Genomic DNA, 23,372 nt, shown 5'->3' with positions numbered 1-23,372 from the left:
GCGTGACATGAAAGTCTTACATACCTCAGATTGGCATTTAGGCCAACAATTTTACGAACACAATCGCTGCCAAGAGCATCAGGTGTTTTTCAGTTGGCTCATAGACACGCTCATCACACAACAAATAGATCTGCTGTTAGTCGCTGGTGATATTTATCACACAGCTACCCCGCCTGCTAGCAGTGAAAATCAACTCTACCAATTTATAAAAGATGCTAAAAAACACTGCCCTGCATTACAAATAGTGCTTATTGCCGGTAATCATGATTCTGCAAATCGCATAATGGCTGCCCAGCCGCTGCTTGCTCAGTTTGATACTCAGGTCGTAGGCCGTTTTGATGCGAATAGTCCAGCAGATGTGGTACTGCGTTTAAATAGCAACCCTGTAACAGCTCATATCGTTGCAATGCCATTTTTACGTGCCAGTGATGTTAGTTCACTTAGTCACACTGAAAACGGTCACGATTACGCTCAAGGCATAGCTAAGGCGTACCAGCTAAGTATTGAGCATGCGCTCATTGATAAGCCTGCAACAACGCCGCTAATAGTGATGGGGCACTTACATGCCAAGGGCGGCGATATCTCTAGTGATTCTGAGCGAAATTTGATAATTGGCGGAGAAGAATCAGTCACAGCAAACGTGTTTAGCAATCATGCTGATTACGTTGCCCTGGGCCACTTGCATAAAGCGCAAATAGTCGCAAAGTCCGAGACTATACGCTATAGCGGTACACCAATGCCGATGTCGTTTTCAGAGCGCAACTATAAACACCAAGTATGTGTTGCTGAGTTTACAACCACCACTGATGATGCGATTGCAGTGACTGTAAACCCCCTTTACATTCCTCGCCCAACAGAAGTGATTTTATTACCTGAAGGAGAGTGCGTACCTCTTGAACAATTATGCCAACAACTATCGAGCCTAGACCTAAGCCAATATAGCCAAGCTCCGTATGTAAGAGTAAAGCTTAGTGCAGGTGATACCGATACAACTTTTCGAGAGCAAATTGAAAAAGCACTAGAGAACAAAGAAGTGCGCTTTTGTGGCATAGAACGCGTTCGTCAGCAAAATAAAGAGCAGCGTTTAACTGTCTTTGAAGATTTAAGCCAAGTCGAGATGCTCAACCCGCAAATGTTATTAGAGCAAGCGTTTGCCAATAACAAAGACATGGCGGGGCAAGCTGTCCCGGATGAGCTAAAAACCCTTTTAAACGATGTAATAAGCGAACTTGCGGAGCAAGAACAACTATGAAAATAACCGCAGTACGCATCCATAACTTAGCCTCAATTGTTGACGCCGAAATCGACTTTACAAAAGCACCGTTAAGGGATGCTGGTTTATTTGCCATAACGGGCGACACCGGTGCAGGAAAAAGCACTTTTTTAGATGCGATTTGCTTAGCCCTTTATACCAAAACAGCTCGATTAAGAGGTGATAAAGGTAACTTAATAGATTTTAATGGCGACAGTATAAAGTTAAATGACCCACGTAACTTATTACGTAAGGGTAAATGGGAAGGTTTTGCCGAGGTCGATTTTTTAGGCCAAGATAAACAGCTCTATCGCGCGCGCTATACCATTCAAAGAACTCATAAAAAAATAACCGGCAAGTTAAAAGTAGCTGAGCACAGCCTCTATACTTTGCCAGACGAAACGCTAATAGCTGATAAAAGCAACACCATAAAAGAAGTCGAAAGTAAAATAGGGCTCAACTTTGAACAATTCTCGCGGGCGGTATTATTAGCGCAACATGAGTTTGCGGCATTTTTAAAGGCCACGGGTGATGAACGAGCCCAGCTTTTAGAATGCTTAACTGGCACAGATAAATTTAGCTTGATTGGTAAACGTATTTTTGAGCGCCATAAAGAACAGCTAAATAAACTCGAATTGCTCAAAGCCAGTTTAGCCAGTTATACCTTACTCACCGACGAAGAACTTGCCGCGAAAACTCAACTACTTGATGATTTAAAACAGCAAATTGAAGATACTACAAAAACCTTAGCTGGCATCGAGCAGGGTATAAACTGGTATAAGCAAGCCAATAGCTTAGAGCAAGCACTGAATCTAGCACAACAAAATCAACAACAAGCCAGTACAGCGCTTAAAGCCATTGCAACACAAAGTGAACAGGCTAAACAAGCGCAAAGTGCACTGGAAATTAAAGACAATCGCAATCGTTTTAAAAGCTTAACGGCGCAAAATAATGAACTAAATACCAAGGTAAATGATTTAAAGAGTATCGATCACGCGGCACTCATTACTGATCTTGCCAGCGCACTTGAAAAGCACAACGAGAGCTTGCAAACGGCGAAACAACAGCAAAAAAGCGCAGAACCAATCATTGCTAAAGCGCGTGAGCTCGACAATCAACTTGCGATGCAAACACAAACAATAACCAGCATTACAAGGCAAAATGAAAAAGAGCAAAAACAACTTACTCATTTACAGCAGCAATTTAAACAAAGCCAAGTAAGTCATCAACAAGCAAAAAAACATTCCGAGCAACACCAGCAATGGCTAACCCAGCATAGTCAACTAAAGCAACTAGCGAGTGATTGGAATTACTATCAGCATAGCTTCAATCAGTTTTTGCACGCTAAGCAGCAATTTGCAACAACGACTGAACAAAGTACACAGTTAGCAGCTGAGCTTATAAGGCAAAACGAGCAGCTGGAAACACAAACTAAAAAACTGACGCTAAGCGAACAAACACTTTTAAGCGAACAACAAAAGCTTGATCAACTCAACAAGCAACACGGCCAATTTAATATTGAGCAATGTGATGCCAAACTTAAAAGTATCGATTACTTAAAAGAGCAACGCGAGCGTTACAAACAGTTTAATCAAGAGCTAAAGCAAAGCACGCAACAACAAAGTGTTATTGCAAGCAAACTAAGTCAGGGCGAGCAAACACAAACAACGCTAACCCAGAACCTTGTAACACGAGAACAAACGCTTAAACACAGTGAATACGCACTAAATCAAGCTCGCTTGCGTGCCAGCGAAAGTGTCGAACATTTACGTGCTCAACTTACGCCAAATGAACCTTGTGTGGTATGTGGAGCAACCGAACACCCATTCGCAGATCAGCAATTAACTAACTTGATCGCTGCTTTTGAAAATGACTATAAAAATGCAAAACAGCACTACGAAAATGCCCTAGCAGAGCTTCACTCGCATCAAACTCAGCATGCTGTGCTCGTTGCTGAACACACACAACACAGCCAAGCGGTACAGACTGCACAGACTAAACAGCTTGAAATAAAACATACCATGCAAGCGGCCCGCACTGAACTTAATGACTTAACCTCAGAGCAATTGGAGGCCAGTTACATTGCGCTCAATGAACAAAAAACACAGTATTATGCAACACAAAAACAACAGCGCAACTTGCAAGAGCAGGTAAACCAACTGCAAAGTATCTTTAAAAATGAGCAGCAAGCTCAACAACAGTTACATACACGCCACCTTGAACTAAGCAATCAACAAAGCCAGCTCAATAGCAAGCTAAGTGAACTAAGCACACAAATTAATGAGCTAACCGCGACCCTTGGTTCACAATTTCAAGAGGCTCAATTTTGGCAACAACTGCAAAATAATACGCTTGATTTAACTGAGTTAAACCAGCAAGTTGAGCAATATCAGCACAACCAAGAGCAACTTGAGCAAGCGCAAAAACAACTCGATAGCGCTGACCAACAGATGCAGCAGTTTACACCGCTGATCAGTGATGCGAAGCTAATCTTAAAAAACCTAAATGATGATTTAGCCAAAGCACAGCAACAACATAGCAGCTCGCAAAGTGAACGCTTAGCGCTATTTAATAATGAACACATTAGTGCTGACGACTACCAAACGAAGCTAGCTGCTCAACAAGAGCAATGCCAAGCACAGCTTCAGCGCAGCCAAAAAGCGCACGATAACGCGATAAAACAACGCGACGAGCACGCGATAACGCTGCAAGGCCTCGAGCAACGGCTACTTGAAAATACGCAAGAACAAGCCGACCTCGATACTCGCTATAATCAATGGTTTGCTGAATTTAAAAGCCGCTACAGCGATGCAAGCCACGAACAGGTCACAATTTTACTAACACTAAGTAGCGATGAAATTAAAACGCATTTAAAGCAACATGAACAATTAGCGCAAGCTTTAATAGATGAAAATGCCGCGTTAAAGCAGCACAAACACGCTTACTTACAGCATCAAAACAGCGATAAACCTAAGCAAAGCCATGCTGAGCTTATTCAACAGTTAGCCAATTTAAACGATCAGCAAGCTGCGCAGCACAAAGCACAGCTTGCAACTAATACTGTACTTGAACAGCACAATCAAAACCGTCAGGCGCTGCAAGGCAAACAAACTGAATTGGCAACCTTGCAAAAACACGTCGAGCAATGGCATGTACTTAATAAAGTCTTGGGTGATGCAACGGGTAAAACCATGCGTAACTTAGCACAAACGCAAACGCTAAAAATATTATTACACTATGCAAACAGCCACTTACGAACGTTAAACAAACGCTATGAACTTACAGCTATTGAGCAAACCTTGGATATCGCCATTGTTGATAAGGACATGGCCGATGAGCAACGTTCAGTTAATACCTTATCCGGCGGCGAGTCGTTTTTAGTCTCGTTGGCACTTGCGCTGGGCCTTGCATCTTTGTCATCCAATAAAGTAAGTATTAACTCTTTGTTTATTGACGAAGGCTTTGGTACGTTAGACAGTGAAACATTAAGCATTGCCATGGATGCACTTGATTCATTACAAGCGCAGGGGCGCAAAGTGGGCGTGATCTCCCATGTATCTCAAATGACAGAACGGGTTGCTACCCAAGTTCATGTCGCCAAGAAACCTGGTGGCTATTCGACTGTTACAATTATTTAAGGAATAGTAATGCCAACATTTACACAAGACGAAGCAACGCAGTATGATTCTCGCATTCCTCGTTTAGTACCGGGGTATGAATTACTGCACAACAGTACCGCAGCGCAACTACAAGCAACGCTCGGCGATGAAGCACATATTTTGGTAATAGGCGCCGGTACCGGTAAAGAAGTCGCCCTCCTTGCTGCCTTGCAGCCTAAATGGCATTTTACTGCACAAGATACCTCACAAGACATGCTCGATATCGCAAAGCAACGATTTGTTGAGCTTGGGATCAGTGAGCGGGTTACTTTACACTTAGGCTCGCCATCCGAACTTAAACAACAAGCGGATGCCGCATTATGCTTATTAGTGATGCACTTTGTGGCAGATAACGGCGATAAAAAAGCCATGTTGCAAGCAATTAGCACACAGCTAAAAGCACATGGGCAATTATATTTAGCCGATTTAATGCGTCCAGAAACACTTTTTGAGCGTGATGCCCAATTGATACTCAGCAAACAATTAGGCTTAACTGAAACAGGGGTAGAGCGCATGCAGCATAATTTTGAGCATGAGTTTTTCCCACTTGATAGAATTCGTCTTGCCGACTTACTCGATGAAACAGGCTTCAATAGTGGCAAGTTGTATTTTAAAACACTTGGTTTTAGTGGTTATGTGGCACAAAAACGCTAAACGTAAACTAATAATTTACCTTTCACAATGCTCTATTACTTCCTAGACATGCATTAAAGCATTTTTAAAACCGTTTACCCAACGCTGGTTAACGGTTTTAATATTGACACTTTATTTTTCAATATCTTACCCTAACCAAATAGATTCGTATTAGGTCTAATAAAACCACCATTACTTGGGATTGTGTATCATCCCACTAACAACAATGTACTGACACACTTAGAATCAATAATAATTTTTTCATGTGCTTTCAAGCCAAATATAAGCTTTTAACGGTTACCGTCTTATTTTTTTGTACCTATAAAGTTTGCAATAACAAAAAATAATGGTAGGCTGTAAGTTCATCTTTTACAGGACGTAACTAATGAAAAAATGGATTTTTATATTAATCTCCCTCAGTTTCAGCCCGCTATGTACTGCATCCGCTGTTTACTCCCCTTTGACACAACCGCAATTAGAACAACCTGACACAACACTATTAACTCGACTAGCTGATTTTTGTAATCGCAGAGAAAACATCACAACATCAACCGATAAAGACAGCTTCGCGAATATAATTGAATCACCAATAACAGCTGGTTTTTATCTACACTCATATAACAACACGGCAAAACAGACTGCATGGCGCAATTTTTATGAGTTGCCAGCGCGCTGTAAAACTAAAGAAAACGCCACCATTAATGCACTTTGGTGTACGGAGCATCAGCGAAAAAAACGCCAACAGTTTGAATTACAATGGCAAACAGCGGGCAACTTACAACGTGCCGAAGTACAACCTAATGATCATGTCTATGAAATCATCCTACCCAGAAAAGGCATGCAATCGATTAGTTTAGCTACTCAAAACGTAAAGTCACTCCCCCAAACAAGCTTATTACAACATGCTTCTTCATTAATGGGGATTGTCTGTATTTGTTTGTTTATTACCGTTGTGATTTTATTTTTTAGTTGGCGACATGCTAAAAGGGTGAAGCGGTTCGTAATCTTAACTCATACCAATAAAGTAATTTATAGCAGCAAGTAACAGCCCAGAGCAGGCTGCTACTAAACGAAATAGTCTGAGCTTTGGAGAATCAATCTCCAGCGACAATTAATAAATTAATCGTCGGTTTTTAACTGTTTTGCACGCTCTTGTGCTGCAATTAATTTGGCTGATTTTGGCACTGTTTTTTTCGGGACAATCGTCGGCTTTTCTTTTGAATTTGGATCCCAAGTAGGGTCGAGTGATAAATTAGCAAATGGGTTAGCTTTACTCTGATTTGGATCTGCTACAAATGCGCCAGATATATCATCTCTTTCATCGTGCTCTGATGCACTATGCTGCTCTGCTGCTAATTCATCGTTTAATGCCGCAAGCGCCTGTGCTATTTCATCATCACTGTCAGTTACCGTTAAAGTATCAGCTTGTGGTTGAACATCCACGGTCGTTGATAGCTTAACTTCCCTCATTTGCGAAAGGCCTGATGTGAGCACTTGGCCACTACTATTAACAGCATCCGAATGGACAATTTCATTTGCTACTTCATTCGTTGCGCAATGAATAACGTTTTCATCATCCATTTTAGGTAATTGCTCAGCTTCGCTATCGAGCTCTGTTGTGGTCGTTTGGTGTGGTTCTAAATTAGTATCAAGATCAGCTTTAACATTTATCGTCGCAGGCTTTATGACATTTTTAGGTTGTTGTGGCTTCTGACCTGGTAATGGCGCATCAGGATCAAACATACGCACTTCAGGCTCTTTAAAATCATGCTCATTTTTAAAAAGCCGCTGCGTTAACTCAACTTTTACGTTTACATCGTCTGCACTTATCACTTCAGTTTGTGGAGTTGCAATCGCTACTTGCTCTGCTATAACCGCTTTTTTTGGCGCAACAGTGGATTCGCTTGCTATGGGCTCAGCCTTTGCGGGGGTTGGTTTTGATTCAGCGGCTTCTGTACTTGAAGCCTTATCAGTTGCAGGAATTAGCGGTGCAGTTTCAACTGCTGCTTTTTTGTTAGCGCGTAAGCGCAGCAGCAACATTGCAGCTAATAATAAAACTACTAACAACAATAAACTTGGCATTAATAACGAATCCGACTCAGTGCGCACTGGTTCTGGGGCTGTTACCTTTATCGTCGCAGGTTCGCTTATTATTACTGCTTCGGGTGTAGCATCAACTACATCATTGTTTTGCCCAAGCGGCTGTTCGACTGTGGTTTCTGCGCTGCTCTTTTGCTCAACTTCAATACTTTGGACATTCTCAACATTTTCAACAATTACAGACGCCTCCCTTTGAACTTCTGCTGGCTCATTTTTGGCTACTGACGAATTGCTGTCAAGGGGGTTTACAGTCGAGTTTTGCGTCTCTAATGTAGATTTTATTTTATTATCAACATGTGTTTTTGGTGCAATCACTACAGGTGCTGGTTGCGCTTGAGACGCTGCTGGAGGTGGGTTACTGCAGTTGTTTTTATAATCTTTTGCCGCATTTCGATAACTACGGCTACTTGTATTATCGCTGTATTGCTGCATTTGTTGTTTATACAAAATGCACATAGCTTCACTGTATTTAGCAAAGCTATTGAAACTAAAAGTAAATAAAATAAATAAGCAAAGTCGTAATACGTGAGCCATCATAAATCTATTAAACAAAATAACACAATAAACCCAGTTTAATAGTTGTGCGCAAATTTATCTAGCAGTGTGTTTTGCTAATCAATTACCATCAAGGTACGGTATTCATCGTAAGCAAATTGATCTGTCATGCCGCTGATATAATCTTGAATAAATCGACAGCGATAATAAAACTCATAAGCGAGTACATGATCGGGTTCTGCTTGCATCGCTTCAATGGCTTGTAAATAGCTATTTAAATGCTTTTTCGAAAGCTTTTTGAGTAACCGTGTTTCAATTAAGAAACGACCATCCCCTTTGAGCACCCGTTTAAAGTCATCATGACTTAGCAGCAGTAATGGCTTATAACAATCAAGTAATCCATTGATAATTCGATAGCCTTGTAATTCAAGTTTACCGACTTCCTTATGTGAAAACACATATTCAAACGCCACTTGTTTCAAAGTGGTGGTTATAGCATGTAAATGACTGCGGTCTTCTAACAAGGCTTGATTAAAATCACCATGATAAACCGCTTCAATATTATCTATAAAACGTTTGGCCGCATAATTAACCAGAGGGTGGAGTAGAGTTACCCGTAAATAAATAAAAAACTCGCTATTAAAGTTATAAGGTTGCTGAGCGGCCTTATCTAGGGCATAGTTAACTGCTTTTTCAACCACGTGCTGATGCTCTACATCGTCAATGGTAAGATTAGTTAACACTTTTTGATAATGCTGTTTGAGTTTATCGCATAATAACTCAACAGTAATGATGCCCTTTTCTACGGCATCTTCAATATCAGCTAAGCAATATGAAATATCATCAGCCGCTTCCATTATATAACTGGCGGGATGGCGACATTGTGGTTCGATGAATAGCTCTTTTTGCAATCTTTCAACAAAGTTTTTTTCACTGTAGTAAAAGCCTACTTTTTTCATCAAATAATTTTTAGTTCGCGGTATATCTTCTTTCGCCATACTTGCCGGACGCGTGTATTTTAGAATACCAGCCGTTTGGCTATAGGTTAAATTAAGTGATAATAGTGAGTGTACAATACGGATACCTTGCGCATTACCTTCAAAGTTACAAATATCTTGTGCTAAATGTTTAAATATTAAGCCAATTCCCGTGTGTGGATCGGCGCAGCGCTGAGGGGTAAGCGTTGCTAAATTTGCGTTAAACCAGTGATTAATCGCAGCTTCACCAAAATGACCAAACGGTGGATTACCTATATCGTGCATCAAGCAGGCCATTTCAACCAGACTTTCTAGCGGCCTCTCTAATCCTGTTAGGCCATATTCAGCTTGTTGTTTGGCCGTTAAATTCGCAAAGATGCGTTGCACTATAAAACGCCCAACTTGTTGTACTTCGAGAGAGTGAGTTAACCGCGAGCGTACCGCAGCATTGCGCTCCAACGGAAACACTTGCGTTTTTTGTTGTAAGCGGCGAATTGCAGCACTATTGATGATACGGCCACGATCGCTTTCTAACGCCATCTGTAAATTAGGGGTTGAGCGCAGCTCACGCGCTGACGTTATTTTTTTGCTGAAATCGATCATAGACGCTCCTTTTATTGTCTACTTTTAATCTAACAGCTTGTTTACTAAATTAATATCCATGACTGCTGTTCGCACATAAATTTATCTATTAATAATTATCACGGTCATAAAATAGCGGTACACTGCATATTAAACATAAGCATATCGTAACGTATTTGTTTATCTTCTGATTACCAATAATGCCCAACAAAGGTAGTAATACAATGAAGCCTATTTTAAGTTTTCTGTTATTAGCATTGCTCATTTATAGCTCTTTTAGCCACGCTAAAGACGATAAAAACTCTGCAAGTAATACCGTAGTACTTGTTTCTCTTGATGGATTCCGCTGGGATTACATCGAAAAACACGGTGCTAAAAATTTAGCCGCAATAGCTAAATCGGGAGTTCGCGCAACTAAAATGCGCCCGGTATATCCGACTAAAACGTTTCCTAATCATATATCTATTATTACAGGTTTATTGCCAATTAATCATGGCGTAGTAGATAACCGCTTTTGCGATACACAAAGAAATGAATGCTATAGCATGGGAAAAGGGAAAGACGACAGCACATGGTTCAACGGTATTCCACTGTGGAATTTGGCGTCGATGCAAGGATTAAAATCAGCCGCTTATTTTTGGCCAGAATCGGATGCGCGATTTAATGGCATGCTGCCGGATTACTTTTACCATTATTCAAAACACAGTGATTATCAAAATCGTGTTGATCAAATTATTCAATGGCTAACATTGCCAGCAGCGCAGCGCCCGCAATTAGTTGTTAGTTATTTTTCACTGGTAGATAGTATGGGCCATGAATATGGGCCTGATGCTGAGCAAACCAAGCAAGCGGTAAAAGAAGTAGATGTATTAATGGGGCAATTACAGCAACGTCTTAATGAACTAGAGCAAAATGTTAACTTAGTGATTGTCTCCGATCATGGTATGAGTACCGTTGAGCCAAACCAAAGTATTGCTATCAGCAGCTTACCGAAAGACGACAAGTTTATGGTTAAAAATACCGGACCGAGAGTATTGATCTATGCTAATAAGGGCACTACAAAAGCTGAGATCACAGCATATAAACAACACTTAACGAAAGCAGCAAAAGGGCGCTATACCGTGCTAAGTGATGAACAACGTAAGCTTTATCACTATGCTAACAATGGCCGAACTGGTGATATTATTTTACAAACCACAGCACCAAGAAGTTTTGCTGATACCGGTAAAGTAAGCTATTTAGGTACCCATGGCTATGCGTATAGCGAAGATATGGCGGCAACCTTTATTGCCAATGGCCCAGCATTTAAAAATTCATTAGTAATCGATGAAGTAAATAATTTAGATATATATCCACTTATTGCCAAAGTACTGGGAATTAAAGTGCTCAATGCAATCGATGGCGATGGTGCAACACTTTGGCCTGCTTTAAACTAACTAAGCTGATCTTTGAGTAATAAATCTATCATAATTAGGTTTGGTTTAATTAAATAATAAAAAGAGCGCAAATGCGCTCAAAAGGGAAAAAACTATGTACTAAAAATAAACGCTATTTAAAGTTAGCAATACTGTCTTTAGTGGCATTTACTGTACGCCATGCAAACGACTCACCAGTTACACCATAGGGGATACCATTAACATCCCAGCTAGGGTTAGAAAAGTAATCGTATTGCGTGGCACTTCCAAACACATGAGGGTACGCCATAATACTGGCAAACTGATTTTGTACGCCATGGCCCATACCATCAACATAAACACCACCGGCGGTATCGCCTTGCTTACGAGAGTGCGCTAAGCCTTGATTGTGGCCCAATTCATGTACGAAGGTTGTTGCTCCACAATCTACCGCTGTAATGCTGTACATACTGTTACTTACTGAGCTATATAAATTGCCGTTACTGCCACTGCCAACCCACGCAATACCACACGAAATTAAGTTACTGCCAGCGCTTTGACCGGTGCCAAGTACCGCGACCATATCAGCACCCCAGCTATTGCGTAAGCCTTGAATATAGCTACTGTTAGTGACTGAATTTAACCAGCTACTTGAAGGTGTAATCGCATGATTTCCTAAGTTTTCGCTACCAACTAATCGAAGCGTAATATCAATACCATTTTGACTGTAAACCTGGTTACTAAAGGCAATATACTGGTTAATTTTAGTATTAATGTTTGCAGTGGCAGCCGCCGCTTGATCTGTATATAAAATCGCAATATCAATTGTCGCAGCGTGGCTAGTTGCTGTCATACCTAATGCACAAAATGCAGCTAAGGGAATTAGTCGTTTATTCATGTTAGTTCCTTTTTGGTTGTGTTTATTGCCTTATAAAAATTTATTTTGCTAAATTTCTATAAATTATTACCCGTAGGTTTTGGCGCAAATGGATCTTCACCATTACTTGGTTGAGGGGTTGGTTGTTTCGTTACTTGATGTTCCATATGATTTTTATAAAGATCTCGCTTTGCCGCAAGCCAACCATATTGACCTTTACTTTCAAATACATAATTACCGCTTGGTGCAGTTAATTGACCATATATAGCGTCTTCGCCAATAGTCATTACGGTGGTGTGAAATCGCCCATCAGCACCAAGCACTCGGCCAAAAATACTTTTATCACCATTGCTTGCTGCAATAATATTAGTCACCTCTGCACTAAAAGTTTCAGCAGTTTGTGGAATAGCTAGATCAAAATTATCACCTTGCTTGAGCTTTCTGAGCGCCACTAAATCGAACTCGATATAAGCTTCGTTATGTAAATCTGTAGGCAATAATCCTGAGGCTTTGAGAACTTGCTCTGCTTTCTCTGAGAGACGATTAATAGCATCAAATTCATCATACGTATGATCTACTACAGCTGGCTGTGTAGCTGACACACTTGGCAACGATATATCAGCTGATACTTTAGCGGCTAGCTTCTTAGGCGCTATACCCGATAACTGAACGTCACTCGCAGCAACCGAATGGGTGACATTGCTTTCTTTGTAGATAACAAACTCATATAGCAAAAAAGCGCTGATCGGAACGACAATTATAAATGCAATAGCCCTTTTCATTTGTCTCTCTTTTAGATCTAAAAGTTAATATATTGTTATTTTTACATCAGAGTAAATTAAAGCGCAAGCATAAATTTGTTACCGAAAATAAAAACAGTCTTTTTAAATATTTATCATATTAATCTTATGGTTAATAATTTCATCAAACAAAACCTATTAAAAGCTAACTTTCACCCTCATAACACAACCTTTTAAGTTAACATTAACTTATCAATTATACCTTTTACAGTTACATACTTTATTGCAATAAAAAAACACCGACTATTGATTAACCAAAATGAGATCTGAAAAATAATATTATCGTGACGATAAAATTTATTTGTTTTACTGCACATCAGATGAACCTCATACTCCGCGTCTTTTGCCGCAGACTCTCATCATCATAAGTGACTGTGAACATCTATAACGTAGTGAGCCTATTTTTTCTGTGAGCTGCGGATCAATACTCAAGAGGAAATACCATGCGTGGCTGGATCATTTATAAAGACAGTGCTGGATTACTAAAACAAGAGACCTACGAAGTAGAGCGTTTACTGGCCGCAGCAAAAGAAGAAGGTATCGATTTACAAGTTTTCTCTCCCGATCAATTTGATTTAACTATCACCCGCGAAGATGGCAAAAGCATTCTAATTGACGGTGTAACCACAACTTTGCCTGACTTTGTTATTCCTCGCATGGGCGCCAGCACCACCTATTTTGCACTAGCAATTATTCGCCATCTCGAGCGACTAGGGGTGTACTGCGTTAATAGCTCACAATCAATTGAGACGGTAAAAGATAAACTGTTTGCACAGCAAATTTTAGCTGAGCGTAACTTACCTACACCAAATACTATGCTGGTAAAATTTCCAGTAAATATCGACTTAGTAGATAGGCAAATAGGCTTTCCAGTGGTGATTAAAACACTTTCAGGCTCGCAGGGCAGTGGCGTATTTTTATCAAAGTCAAAAAGCGAATTTGACGATTTAATGCAATTAATTGAAGCCGCCAACCCGCAAGCTAATATCATCTTGCAACAGTTTGTTAAATCTAGCCATGGTCGTGATTTGCGAGTACTCACTATTGGTGGCCGTGCTGTCGCATGTATGGAGCGAAACTCTGGCGGTAAAAACTTTAAAGCGAACGTGAGTGCAGGTGGCACTGGTAAACCGCACCCAATTACTCCAGAGATTGAATGGTTAGCTACACAAACAGCTAATGTACTCAATTTAGACGTTGCTGGTATTGATTTATTATTTGATGATAATCACTTTAAAATTTGCGAAGCAAATTCAAGCCCTGGATTTGAAGGCTTAGAAGCTGCACTGGGGATCAATGTGGCTCGTGAAATCTTGCATTTTATTCGCATTCGCTTGGGTATTTTTGACCGCCCAGAGAATTTAAGCTTAGCCTTGGATGAAGACAGTAAAGCAGCGATGGAACAGCCAACTCCAAGCCCCAAATTAAGCGCTGTAGTACAGTAAAATTTTAGTCGTAAATAACGACTATTGCTTTGTATACTAAGCTGTCATTGGTGACGTGTGAAAACTGTTACACCGTCGCCATTACAAATCTAACACTTTATCACTACCTAAGAACATAAATACTTTCTCCAATCAGTAAGACCTTAGTCATAAGTAACCTCGAAAGATAAACACGCCCTAGCATCAAAGTAATATTTGTGTATAAATAGAACGATTGAATTCAACGATTTAGGAACCACATGCAACTATCAAATCAACTATTAAACCGTTTAACTGCGGGCTTAGTTGCGGTGATCATCGGTTTTACCAGCTCTATCGCACTTATTTACCAAGTCGTTATTGTGCTAGGTGGCACAGCGGAGCTCGTTGCAAGTTGGGTGCTTATGTTAGGTCTTGCGATGGGTGTCACTTCAATTGGCTTATCGTACTACTATAAAATCCCAATTTTAATTGCCTGGTCAACAACCGGTGCCGCTTTACTCATTACCAGTGCCCAAGGTTATAGTTTAAATCAAGCTGTAGGCGCATTTATGTTCAGTGCTTTACTGGTATTTATTTCAGGGATCACTGGCTGGTTTGAAAAAATAATGCAACGTATCCCGAGTCAAATTGCCTGTGCAATGCTTGGCGGTGTTTTAGTGACTTTTGGCATAGATGTATTTAACTTTATGGGTGAAAAACCATTGCTAATTGGTGCGATGGTGCTGGTTTATTTAGTCTGTAAGCGTTTAATGCCACGTTTTTCAATGCTTATAGTACTGATTGCCGGGTTTGTAATGGCAGGCGTTACAGGACAAATAGATACCAGCAGTTGGCAATGGAAAATGAGCGAGTTTGCGTTTATCGCTCCTGAATTTAATTTACAAGCGATGATCAGCGTAGGTATTCCGCTTTATATCGTCACTATGACTTCACAAAACTTGCCAGGCATTGCAGTGTTAAAAGCACATAATTACCCAGCCCCCATCTCTGCAGCGCTCAATGTCACTGGTTTTAGTAATATCCTTATTGCCCCCTTTGGTGGTTATGCCATTAATTTAGCAGCTATTACTGCGGCAATTTGCATGAGTGAAGATGCCGACAGCGACCCTAAAAAGCGTTACTGGGCAAGTATCGCGGGCGGTGGCTTTTATATCCTGATGGCGACTGGAGCAGCGACTCTAGTGGGTTTAGTGGCAAGTTTGCCACAAGCACTTATTTTAGCCTTGGCGGGGATTGCTTTATTCACCACCATTGCCTCGAGCTTACAGCAAGCTTTGTCTGATAGTTACTACACTGAAGCGGCAATGATCACTTTTTTGGTCACCGCCTCTGATCTTACTTTATTTTCTATTGGCTCGGCATTTTGGGGGATATTGTTAGGCGCGCTGACTTTATGGTTGATCCCGCGAAAATAACACTCGCAATAAATCAGCTTAACGCATCGTTGAGTAGCGATTGTGTTAATTAGTGGTTTATAAACTCACGCCTAAAGTGATCATTATTTAAACACTGTTAGTATAACAAAGTAATAACCGCCCTAGTGCATAAGGAACTGACTAAGGCGGTTATTATATTAGTCGAAAGTATGATGACGGGTGACACTAAACCGGTTAAGAATATGATGCATAATATACACCGCACATAAACTCACGATTATCGCAACCGATACAGACGAAAACCGATAAAGCGCACTGTAAACCAAGTCTTGCCCAGGTCCGAGAGACTGACCAAATAAAATTCCAAATGTGGTAATAACCCCAAATCCAACACCAGGGATACCGCCACCTAAAATATGATAACGGCTAAATATAAAGGTTAAAACCCACAAGATCAGCGCCGGAAAAATCAGAATATCGGTGTGATTATACAAAAACAGCTGCGATACTAACGCTAAATTACAACCAATTAATGTGCCAATTGCTCGTTGCCAACCAGCCATGCCAGCGGCTTTCCAGCACAATGGAAACAAAATTAAGATCGATGCCGCTTGTGCTGAAATTGAATCTTGTAAATCAAATACCTGAAAAATCACAAACGACAGTGTAGCAACCGTAGCGCACAACAGTACTTCGTGGCGAATACTCTCTTTTGCTTTTGTTGGCATCACCCGACCTTGGCGTGGTGCAACATCAGGAAATACAAAGTGCATTAATACCGCCGCTAACACGGTCACTACGACTGCTAAACCATTGCTGATGATCAACGGATAAATACTTGTGCCATTACCAACATAACTAGAAAAGTGCAGTTGAATAGATAAACTAACGACACTTAAAGCACCAAACAAAAAGTTAGCACCGCAGCTCATTTGATAAAACAAAAATGCAAACGCTAAAAAGCACAGCAAGGTCATCGCCACTGGTAAATGAGAAAATAACCCCTGTACTATTAATACAAATAACCCACTAAATGCCGCGCTGGCAAAAAACTGACGAATGATATGTGCATTTAAAATCGGCACTAATCCTAATAACAACATAGGATAAACGGTGAAGAAAATACCATTTGGCCAATTCATCAATTTACATAAACTAAATCCTAACGCGCTGCCGCCAGCGATACGTAATGCTTGCCGAAGGCCATTCTGGTCTAGTTTTACAGGGACTGATGCAGACATAATAAAGCCTTATTAGTAAATGTAATGCAGTAAACTGATAAAGCGAATTTGCATGACACCAAACCATTGCCCAATTACTGACTCAGGCAGTAGCTGCACTGTTGCACGTGCACCACTAGGTAGTTTACTTAATAGCTGTGCTTGCTCTAAATCAATGTGAATACGTTGGCGCTGCGCATCACGAACCCAGCGATTACTGCTTTCAGTACTGCTCAATAAGCCATTAGCATTGAGCTGCCCATTACTTACGCCAGCTTCAAAAGAGTTCACTGTAGCAGCAAATACTTGGCCTGGCAGAGCATCAAACGTTACTTTTGCTTTGCTGCCCACTTTAATATTAACTAACGACTTTTCACGAAAATCAGCCACTAAATCAGCTTTATTGGCCACAACAGCTAACATCGGTTGACCTTTATTAGCAAATGTTCCGGTGCTTACTTGCAAGTTTGCGACTTTACCATCAGCATCAGCAGTCACTATGCTGTATGATAAATTGAGTTTCGCTTGTGCCAGTTGGTTTTGCGCATGGCGTAATGCTAGGTTGTCTTCGCCTAATTGCCCACGTGCCAGTTTTGCCTCGGTTAACTGTGCTTCAATAGCTGCGACATTCGCTTTACTTGATTGATAATTAGCGCTAATTGTTTCGTACTCTTGCTCCGATATAGACCGTTTTTTCAATAACGATTCACTGCGATCAAATAACAACTGTTGCTCATGCAGCTTGGCATTTCCAGCGGCTAGCTGAGCCTGTATCGCTTTAACACTGCTGTCTAAGCGCTGGTTTTGCAACTGCGCATCAGCATAAGCCAGTTGTGCTTGCTCTAGTGCTAATTTAAAAGGAGCTGCTTCTATTAAAAATAGCGCTTCACCCGTTTTAATCGCTTGATTATTATTCACCAATACTTGGTTCACGCGGCCACTCACTTGTGGCGTTACTTGCACTACAGGGTGATATACGCGCGCTTGCGGAGTAACCGGTAAAAACATATCGGCAACGACAAAGTAAGCGAACAATAAAATAAACCCAACTAATGATATTTTTACATAGCGGGCAAATTTTTGATCCGGTGTCATGAATTATTTCTCTCCAGAAAAGTGGCTAATACAACGTCGAGCATTGGCTTCCATTTGCACTAAACCATAGGCCATAGTATCAAGCTGCTGCGTTGTAAGTTCTGCATAAAGTTGTGTTTTAACCTCAGCCATAATATCTCTGAGCGCATCTAATAATAGTAATCCTTGCTCAGTAAAATAGATTTTACGACTACGTTTATCATCGCTATCAATGCGACGAACAATAATCGCTTGTTGCTCTAACTGTTTAATTGTTCGCGTTAGCGAAGGCATTTCAATCCCCAAACTGCTAGCCAGTTCTTGTTGTGTAACACCTTGTTTTAAATGATGGATATGGATCATCGCAGTCCAACGAGATTGTGTTAACCCTAAAGGCTCAACAGCGAGAGTAACGGCATCGCGACAGAGTCGGAAAACGCGCCCCATGCTACCGCATAAACTTAAATCTAAAGTTTCATGAAAAGGAGGTGATGAAATCATAATAGTACCTAGTTACTTAGCATGCTAACTAGTTTAACATTACTTAGCATGCTAAGTAAATATTGAAACGCTCTAAAAAAATAACGGCAAAGAGGGCTTTAAAAACGATTTAATATCACTGTGTTGAGCAAATTAGCGAATAATCCAATGGGGGAGGAATTGTGAACCAAGTAACATTATAAGGAGGCTATTTTATTAATTTTTTCATCGTTACCTCTTCTTAAGGCTGAACGGCTAATAACTGAGTTATTTCTTGCTCATATTGCGCTTTTTTACTGTTCTTAAAGCCAATATGGCGATATTTTATTTTGCCATCACGGCCGTACACATAACTACTTGGCATACCGAGTAAATCGAATTGTTTGCCTATTAGTGCATCAGGATCATAAATAATAGGAAAATCAGCGGGAGTGTGTGCTAAAAAATCAACCGCATCTTGATGCTCAACATCTAAGTTAACTGCCAACACCGTAAAGCCTTGCGATTGGTATTTTGTTTGCATTTCATTAAGCCAAGGAAAAGACTTACGACAAGGTGTACACCACGAAGCCCAAAAATCTAAAAATACCACTTGGCCTTTAAGCTCTGCTAACTTATCGGTTAGTTGTTGCTGACTGGAGATAACTGGCACAACGGTTTCTTTACTTAACACTGGCGCACTCGCCATAGCAGTAAAAAGTGCCGTCACAAGCATAAACCGTGATACAGACCGAGAAAAAATCACCACTTTTTAAGCCCCTAAAAATAATTAGTTTAACAATAGCAGGCAATTCTTAAGAAATACTTAAGACAAGCCTAACTATAACTTTCGCTCAAAGCACACTATCTATCAGTGCAGCAGCAGGAACCTTAAACTAATCTATGAGGGAAGACTCGATTAGAAATTTAATCGGGTATTAACTTAAAAAGGGGGAATTAGCAGTTAGCTTTGATGGCCAGCAAGCTGGCCTAAGTGTAGTAACAAATGGCCGTAAACTTTAGAAATTGAGTAAGTTTGCGGGTGAGTACTGATCAGTGAGTACTTTTGTATCGCTAGGCCAGTCTTTATTATCTTTGGTCGAAATCATCCCTTCGCTCACCGCTTTGATATCAACGCGATAGGGGGCTAATAACGGGGTTAGCTTTTCTATTCGCTGTGCTAGCTGCACAGGACTTGGAAATTTATTAAAGCCAGCTAAAATAATTCGATTACTATTTTTCTCAGTGCTCACATTAATAAAGTCACCAAATACCGCTTCATAAGTGGCAGATTCATGCTCATAAAGTTTGCTTGATGAAAAGGTATTTGCCGCTACTACGCCACCATCAGCCAGTACACTTTTCACTTCCGCAAAAAACTCTTTAGTAAGTAAATGCTCAGGGATGTAATCACCATTAAATGCATCAAGAATAATCCAGTCATACTTGGCTTGTTGGATTGCTGCGCGTTTAATAAAAATACGCCCATCTTGTACTTTCGAAGTAACTTTATCGTTCTCTTTAAAAGCAAAATAATCACGCGCCACTTTTATAACTGCGGGATCAATTTCAACATTTTCAATCATTGCGTCAGGATATAGCTCGCTGATCACATTTGATAAGGTGCCGCCGCCAAGCCCGATAATGAGTACATTTTTTGGATTGTCTATCAGTAGTAAACTGGCAAAAGTGAGTTTGGTATAATTAAACACTAGCTTTTGTGGGTTGCTTTTATATATGCAACTTTGACTGCTTTTACGGGCTTTTTCGTCAAACTTTAAACAGCGTAAATCGCCGGTCTCTTCAACTAAAATATTACGATAAAGCGACCGCTCTTGATGGATCACCTTAGCTTGGCTGCTAAACCCAATTAACAGTAAGGTCACGAGTAAATACTTAAACATTGTGTTTCTCCTTGTTAGCTAATTGATTTACGCCAATTGCCAATAAACCTAATAGCCCTAATGTCGTCGCGAAACCCAAAATAATGGTATTCACATCAAACGCTAGCACCATGTAAAACGAGGTAATAATAGTCCCTAAGGCACTGCCTAAGGTGCTGACAAAATACAAGCCGCCAGCGACTTGGCCGCTGTGCTCGCTATCGGTCACTAATAAACGCACAGAGTAAGGCGAAATCATGCCTAAAATAATAGTAGGGACAAAAAACAACGCTGTAGAGGCCAATAACGAGCCATAACGGCTGTCTTCTATGTGAGAAAAAATATACGCCATAATTGGCTGGGCAAATAATGCAATGGGCAGCACCATAATACTGGCAACTAAAAATATTAAACCGTATTTGGTTAACGAAGGCTGGCGAATTGAAAGCTTTCCTCCCAATAAATAGCCAAACGATAAGCTGAGCATAAACACAGTAATAATACTGCCCCAAATATGCACACTACTACCAAAAAAAGGCGCTAAAATTCGCCCGCCAAGTAGTTCTATTCCCATAATACTAAAGCCGCTACTAAAGGCTAAAAAATAAATTAAAGCATTGGTTTTTAAAGTCATGTAATTATCATTTTGTAACTTATTTGAAGCACTATACTAACGTGATGTAAACATAGCCGCCAGTGTAATAATTAATCGAGCTAACATAACTCAAAGCTACTTTTATAAACCAAGACAGTCTCACTTTAGTTATGGGGCAACATAAAGTCAGCCATCATAGAATAGGGATTAATTTCGCTAGCCTGCAAAGTATTAATGCGCCAAATATGATGCATGTTGTTTAGCAACTGTTAACCCCCTTTACAGTCTTTATTAACTTTAAAACCACGACTCTTTTTACATCATCTAGGCAAAGACTCAATGAATAAGTAAAAAAGTAGTAAGTTTAAAACGCTGCACTTACGCGCAGCGTTGATTACGTTTTAAAACTGATAACTTACGCGGGCAGAAAAGTTACGCCCGGGCTGAGTATATTGGCTAAAATCAGCCCCCTGAGATTGCCCTGCAATCAGTTCAAAGGGTACATATTTTTTATCTAGCAGGTTAATTACGCCCACATTTAGCTGCCATGTTTGCCATTCATAACTTGCGTATAAATCCACAATACCGTAACCATATCCTTGCGTTGTTTTATCACCACTTGCATCTCGCACTACATCAGACTGTGATTTAGCAAAGCGCCATGCTGCGGTCCAATCAATATCGCCAAGTGCTGTTGTTAACTGTATTGAACCGTTAAATGGACTGATACTGGTTAACGGCTCGTCTGTTTCTTTGTTTTCGCCTTCAACATATGCAACATTTGCCTCAACTAAAACATTATCGCTTACATGCATCAACAAGCTCGCTTCAACTCCGCTGATCTGTGTTTCACTAATATTTTGGTATTGGTAAAAAGTTTTATTTACATTCGGTATGAACGTTGGCTCAACACCTGCAATTGCAACATCAATAAAGTCATCATAAGCGGCGTAAAATGCGCTTAAAGTAACGTTGATATCATTACCAGAAAAGCGCATGCCAAGCTCATATGAGTCGCTGCTTTCGGGTGCTAAATCTGCGTTTGGTAATATTTGATAAAATGGTTCAACACCATGGCTTTGATAAGCTTGATCATGCGGGGGAATTTTAAAACCACGTACATATTGCCCATACCAAGATAAATTATCATTAACTTGATAAATCATCCCAAGTTTTGGTGAAAACGCAGATTCGGTAATGTCATCAAGCTCAGCATCGCTATAAAGCTCATCATCTTTAGCTGCTAATGAATAATAATCAAAGCGTACACCTGCAATCAAAGACCACGCGCTATTTGCAAATTTAATATTGTCTTGCATAAAAACGCCCACTAAAGAGGTATCAGCGCCAGGAAAAGCTTTTTGTTTTTGATCTGTAAAATCGACTGTTCCATCAGCCAATAAGCGTGTTTTATAACGTGGACGTGTTGTATCGTATATATCTACGTCAGCACCATAAACAAAGTTGTGGGTCGCATCTTGTAAGGCTATTTTTTTATTAAATACAGCCCTTAACCCTAAAATATCTTGTTCAAAGCCATAGTCGTTGTAATCGGTATGCGCTGCTGTAGCACTAATTTGATCACTTTGCTGCTCATAACGACTAAACGATACTTGCCAATGCCATTGATCAAACGCTGCTGTGGCCGCTTTTGAGTCGTAATCCAGCGCTAGCGACCAATTAGTATTTTCGTCTTTAGTTTCTTGGCTCGCTTTGGTGATTACTTGTTCAGTAGTTTGATTAAAATAATCTAAGGTGTATTTTAACGTGCGCTTTTCATCAAGTTGCTGCTCTAGTTTAACCAATAACGAATCTGATTTAGCATCATAACCAGGTAGGTTTTCAGTAAAGTTTTGTACTTCTTCGCTATCTCGGTGGCTATAAACGGCACTAACACCTAAATCTCCCAAATCTTTAGCCGCAGTAATATCTACCGACATTTGATTACTCTGACCTTGATATCCAAGCGCCACTTGAGCAAAACTATTTTCGTTTAATAAATAATCGCTCGGATCTTTAGTGGTGATCACCACAATACCACCCAGTGCATCTGAACCATACAATGAAGACGCGGCTCCCTTGGCAACTTCAACTTGCTTTATCCCAGCGACATCAAAATAGCTACGGCCAACCAAATAGCCGTCTCCGCCAGCATAACCATCGTTAGTTCGACGGCCATCTTTAATAAACACCACGCGGTTACCACCGACTCCTCTAATTGAAAGCGTTTGAGCCGCAGAGCCACTGCCCGTGCTTGATATACTGGGGTCATAACGAAACATTGTTTGTAAATCAACAGCCAATTTACGTTCTATGTCTTGCTCTGTAATCACAGTTACAGAGCCTGTTACGTCTTCAAGTTTTTGTTCAAACCGAGAACCACTGACAACAATATGCTCACCAATTGTCTCCTCGGCAATGGCAGAGCCCGAACCAATTAGTAACGTTGCTAAAGCAGTAAGTTGAAAAGAAGGAAAATTCACATTAACTCCAAATGATAATTGTTGTTATTTAGTAGGAAAGGGATGTTACAACTAACTAAAAACAAGATCAATTATTTATGATAATC

General features: G+C 40.4%; 18 protein-coding genes. 7 read left to right on the top strand and 11 right to left on the bottom strand.

All coding sequences use genetic code 11. The features are described 5' to 3' along the window. Positions 1 to 7 precede the first annotated feature (7 nt). The 4 genes from FW757_RS05865 (at position 8) to FW757_RS05850 (ending at position 6,589) form a co-directional block, all read left to right on the top strand. Positions 8 to 1,252, top strand: a complete 1,245-nt coding sequence (locus tag FW757_RS05865; protein ID WP_446440976.1) for an exonuclease SbcCD subunit D — start codon at positions 8 to 10, stop codon at positions 1,250 to 1,252. Beyond that, positions 1,249 to 4,890, top strand: a complete 3,642-nt coding sequence (locus FW757_RS05860) for an AAA family ATPase (RefSeq protein WP_446440975.1) — start codon at positions 1,249 to 1,251, stop codon at positions 4,888 to 4,890. Before FW757_RS05865 ends, FW757_RS05860 begins: the two co-directional genes overlap by 4 nt. A 9-nt stretch (positions 4,891 to 4,899) precedes the next feature. Next, positions 4,900 to 5,565: a class I SAM-dependent methyltransferase gene (locus FW757_RS05855; protein WP_149980345.1), complete on the top strand. Its 666-nt coding sequence runs from the start codon at positions 4,900 to 4,902 to the stop codon at positions 5,563 to 5,565. A gap of 364 nt (positions 5,566 to 5,929) precedes the next feature. Continuing rightward, entirely contained in the window at positions 5,930 to 6,589 is a 660-nt protein-coding gene (locus FW757_RS05850; RefSeq protein WP_182739343.1) for a hypothetical protein, read from the top strand. Between the two features lie 74 nt (positions 6,590 to 6,663). Here the strand turns inward: FW757_RS05850 and FW757_RS05845 are convergent, their stop codons facing one another. Together FW757_RS05845 and dgt are read right to left on the bottom strand one after the other, a co-directional pair. Further along, a complete protein-coding gene (locus FW757_RS05845) occupies positions 6,664 to 8,181 on the bottom strand; it encodes a hypothetical protein (RefSeq protein ID WP_182767377.1) in 1,518 nt (505 codons plus the stop codon). Between the two features lie 74 nt (positions 8,182 to 8,255). Then, positions 8,256 to 9,719, bottom strand: coding sequence for a dGTPase (gene dgt, locus FW757_RS05840; RefSeq protein ID WP_182767376.1), 1,464 nt, complete (start codon positions 9,717 to 9,719; stop codon positions 8,256 to 8,258). A 203-nt stretch (positions 9,720 to 9,922) separates the two neighbouring features. On the opposite strand from dgt, the gene FW757_RS05835 reads away from it, so the two are divergent. Continuing rightward, positions 9,923 to 11,134 (top strand): alkaline phosphatase family protein, encoded by a 1,212-nt coding sequence (locus FW757_RS05835; protein WP_182717323.1) that lies wholly within the window; start codon positions 9,923 to 9,925, stop codon positions 11,132 to 11,134. Between the two features lie 112 nt (positions 11,135 to 11,246). On the opposite strand, the gene FW757_RS05830 is transcribed toward FW757_RS05835, so the two are convergent. Then, complete coding sequence (locus FW757_RS05830; protein ID WP_149980340.1) at positions 11,247 to 11,990, bottom strand: zinc-dependent metalloprotease family protein; 744 nt, start codon at positions 11,988 to 11,990, stop codon at positions 11,247 to 11,249. A 56-nt stretch (positions 11,991 to 12,046) separates the two neighbouring features. Next, complete coding sequence (locus FW757_RS05825) at positions 12,047 to 12,751, bottom strand: hypothetical protein (protein WP_182830952.1); 705 nt, start codon at positions 12,749 to 12,751, stop codon at positions 12,047 to 12,049. A gap of 461 nt (positions 12,752 to 13,212) precedes the next feature. On the opposite strand from FW757_RS05825, the gene FW757_RS05820 reads away from it, so the two are divergent. Both FW757_RS05820 and FW757_RS05815 read left to right on the top strand, forming a co-directional pair. After that, on the top strand, positions 13,213 to 14,214 hold the full coding sequence (locus FW757_RS05820; protein ID WP_149980338.1) for an ATP-grasp domain-containing protein: 1,002 nt from the start codon (positions 13,213 to 13,215) through the stop codon (positions 14,212 to 14,214). A gap of 239 nt (positions 14,215 to 14,453) precedes the next feature. After that, the gene (locus FW757_RS05815; protein WP_446440974.1) at positions 14,454 to 15,611 is read left to right on the top strand and encodes a benzoate/H(+) symporter BenE family transporter; all 1,158 of its coding nucleotides are present in this window, start codon (positions 14,454 to 14,456) and stop codon (positions 15,609 to 15,611) included. Positions 15,612 to 15,769: 158 nt separating this feature from the next. On the opposite strand, the gene FW757_RS05810 is transcribed toward FW757_RS05815, so the two are convergent. The 7 genes from FW757_RS05810 to FW757_RS05780 form a co-directional block, all read right to left on the bottom strand. Next, on the bottom strand, positions 15,770 to 16,813 hold the full coding sequence (locus FW757_RS05810) for a DUF2955 domain-containing protein (RefSeq protein ID WP_149980336.1): 1,044 nt from the start codon (positions 16,811 to 16,813) through the stop codon (positions 15,770 to 15,772). Positions 16,814 to 16,825: 12 nt separating this feature from the next. Then, entirely contained in the window at positions 16,826 to 17,887 is a 1,062-nt protein-coding gene (locus FW757_RS05805; RefSeq protein ID WP_149980335.1) for an HlyD family secretion protein, read from the bottom strand. A 3-nt stretch (positions 17,888 to 17,890) separates the two neighbouring features. After that, positions 17,891 to 18,367, bottom strand: a complete 477-nt coding sequence (locus tag FW757_RS05800; protein ID WP_182717320.1) for a MarR family winged helix-turn-helix transcriptional regulator — start codon at positions 18,365 to 18,367, stop codon at positions 17,891 to 17,893. A 220-nt stretch (positions 18,368 to 18,587) separates the two neighbouring features. Continuing rightward, the gene (locus FW757_RS05795) at positions 18,588 to 19,061 is read right to left on the bottom strand and encodes a TlpA disulfide reductase family protein (protein WP_182732002.1); all 474 of its coding nucleotides are present in this window, start codon (positions 19,059 to 19,061) and stop codon (positions 18,588 to 18,590) included. 283 nt (positions 19,062 to 19,344) lie between these two features. Next, a complete protein-coding gene (locus FW757_RS05790; RefSeq protein ID WP_149980333.1) occupies positions 19,345 to 20,229 on the bottom strand; it encodes a spermidine synthase in 885 nt (294 codons plus the stop codon). Then, entirely contained in the window at positions 20,222 to 20,842 is a 621-nt protein-coding gene (locus FW757_RS05785) for a fused MFS/spermidine synthase (RefSeq protein WP_145238924.1), read from the bottom strand. Before FW757_RS05785 ends, FW757_RS05790 begins: the two co-directional genes overlap by 8 nt. 362 nt (positions 20,843 to 21,204) lie before the next feature. Continuing rightward, positions 21,205 to 23,286, bottom strand: a complete 2,082-nt coding sequence (locus FW757_RS05780) for a TonB-dependent hemoglobin/transferrin/lactoferrin family receptor (protein ID WP_446440973.1) — start codon at positions 23,284 to 23,286, stop codon at positions 21,205 to 21,207. Between the last annotated feature and the right edge of the window lie 86 nt (positions 23,287 to 23,372).

Source organism: Pseudoalteromonas sp. 1181_04 (assembly GCF_052850545.1).
The sequence above is the reverse complement of the archived record's forward strand: the minus strand, read 5'-3'. Positions and strand labels throughout refer to the sequence as shown.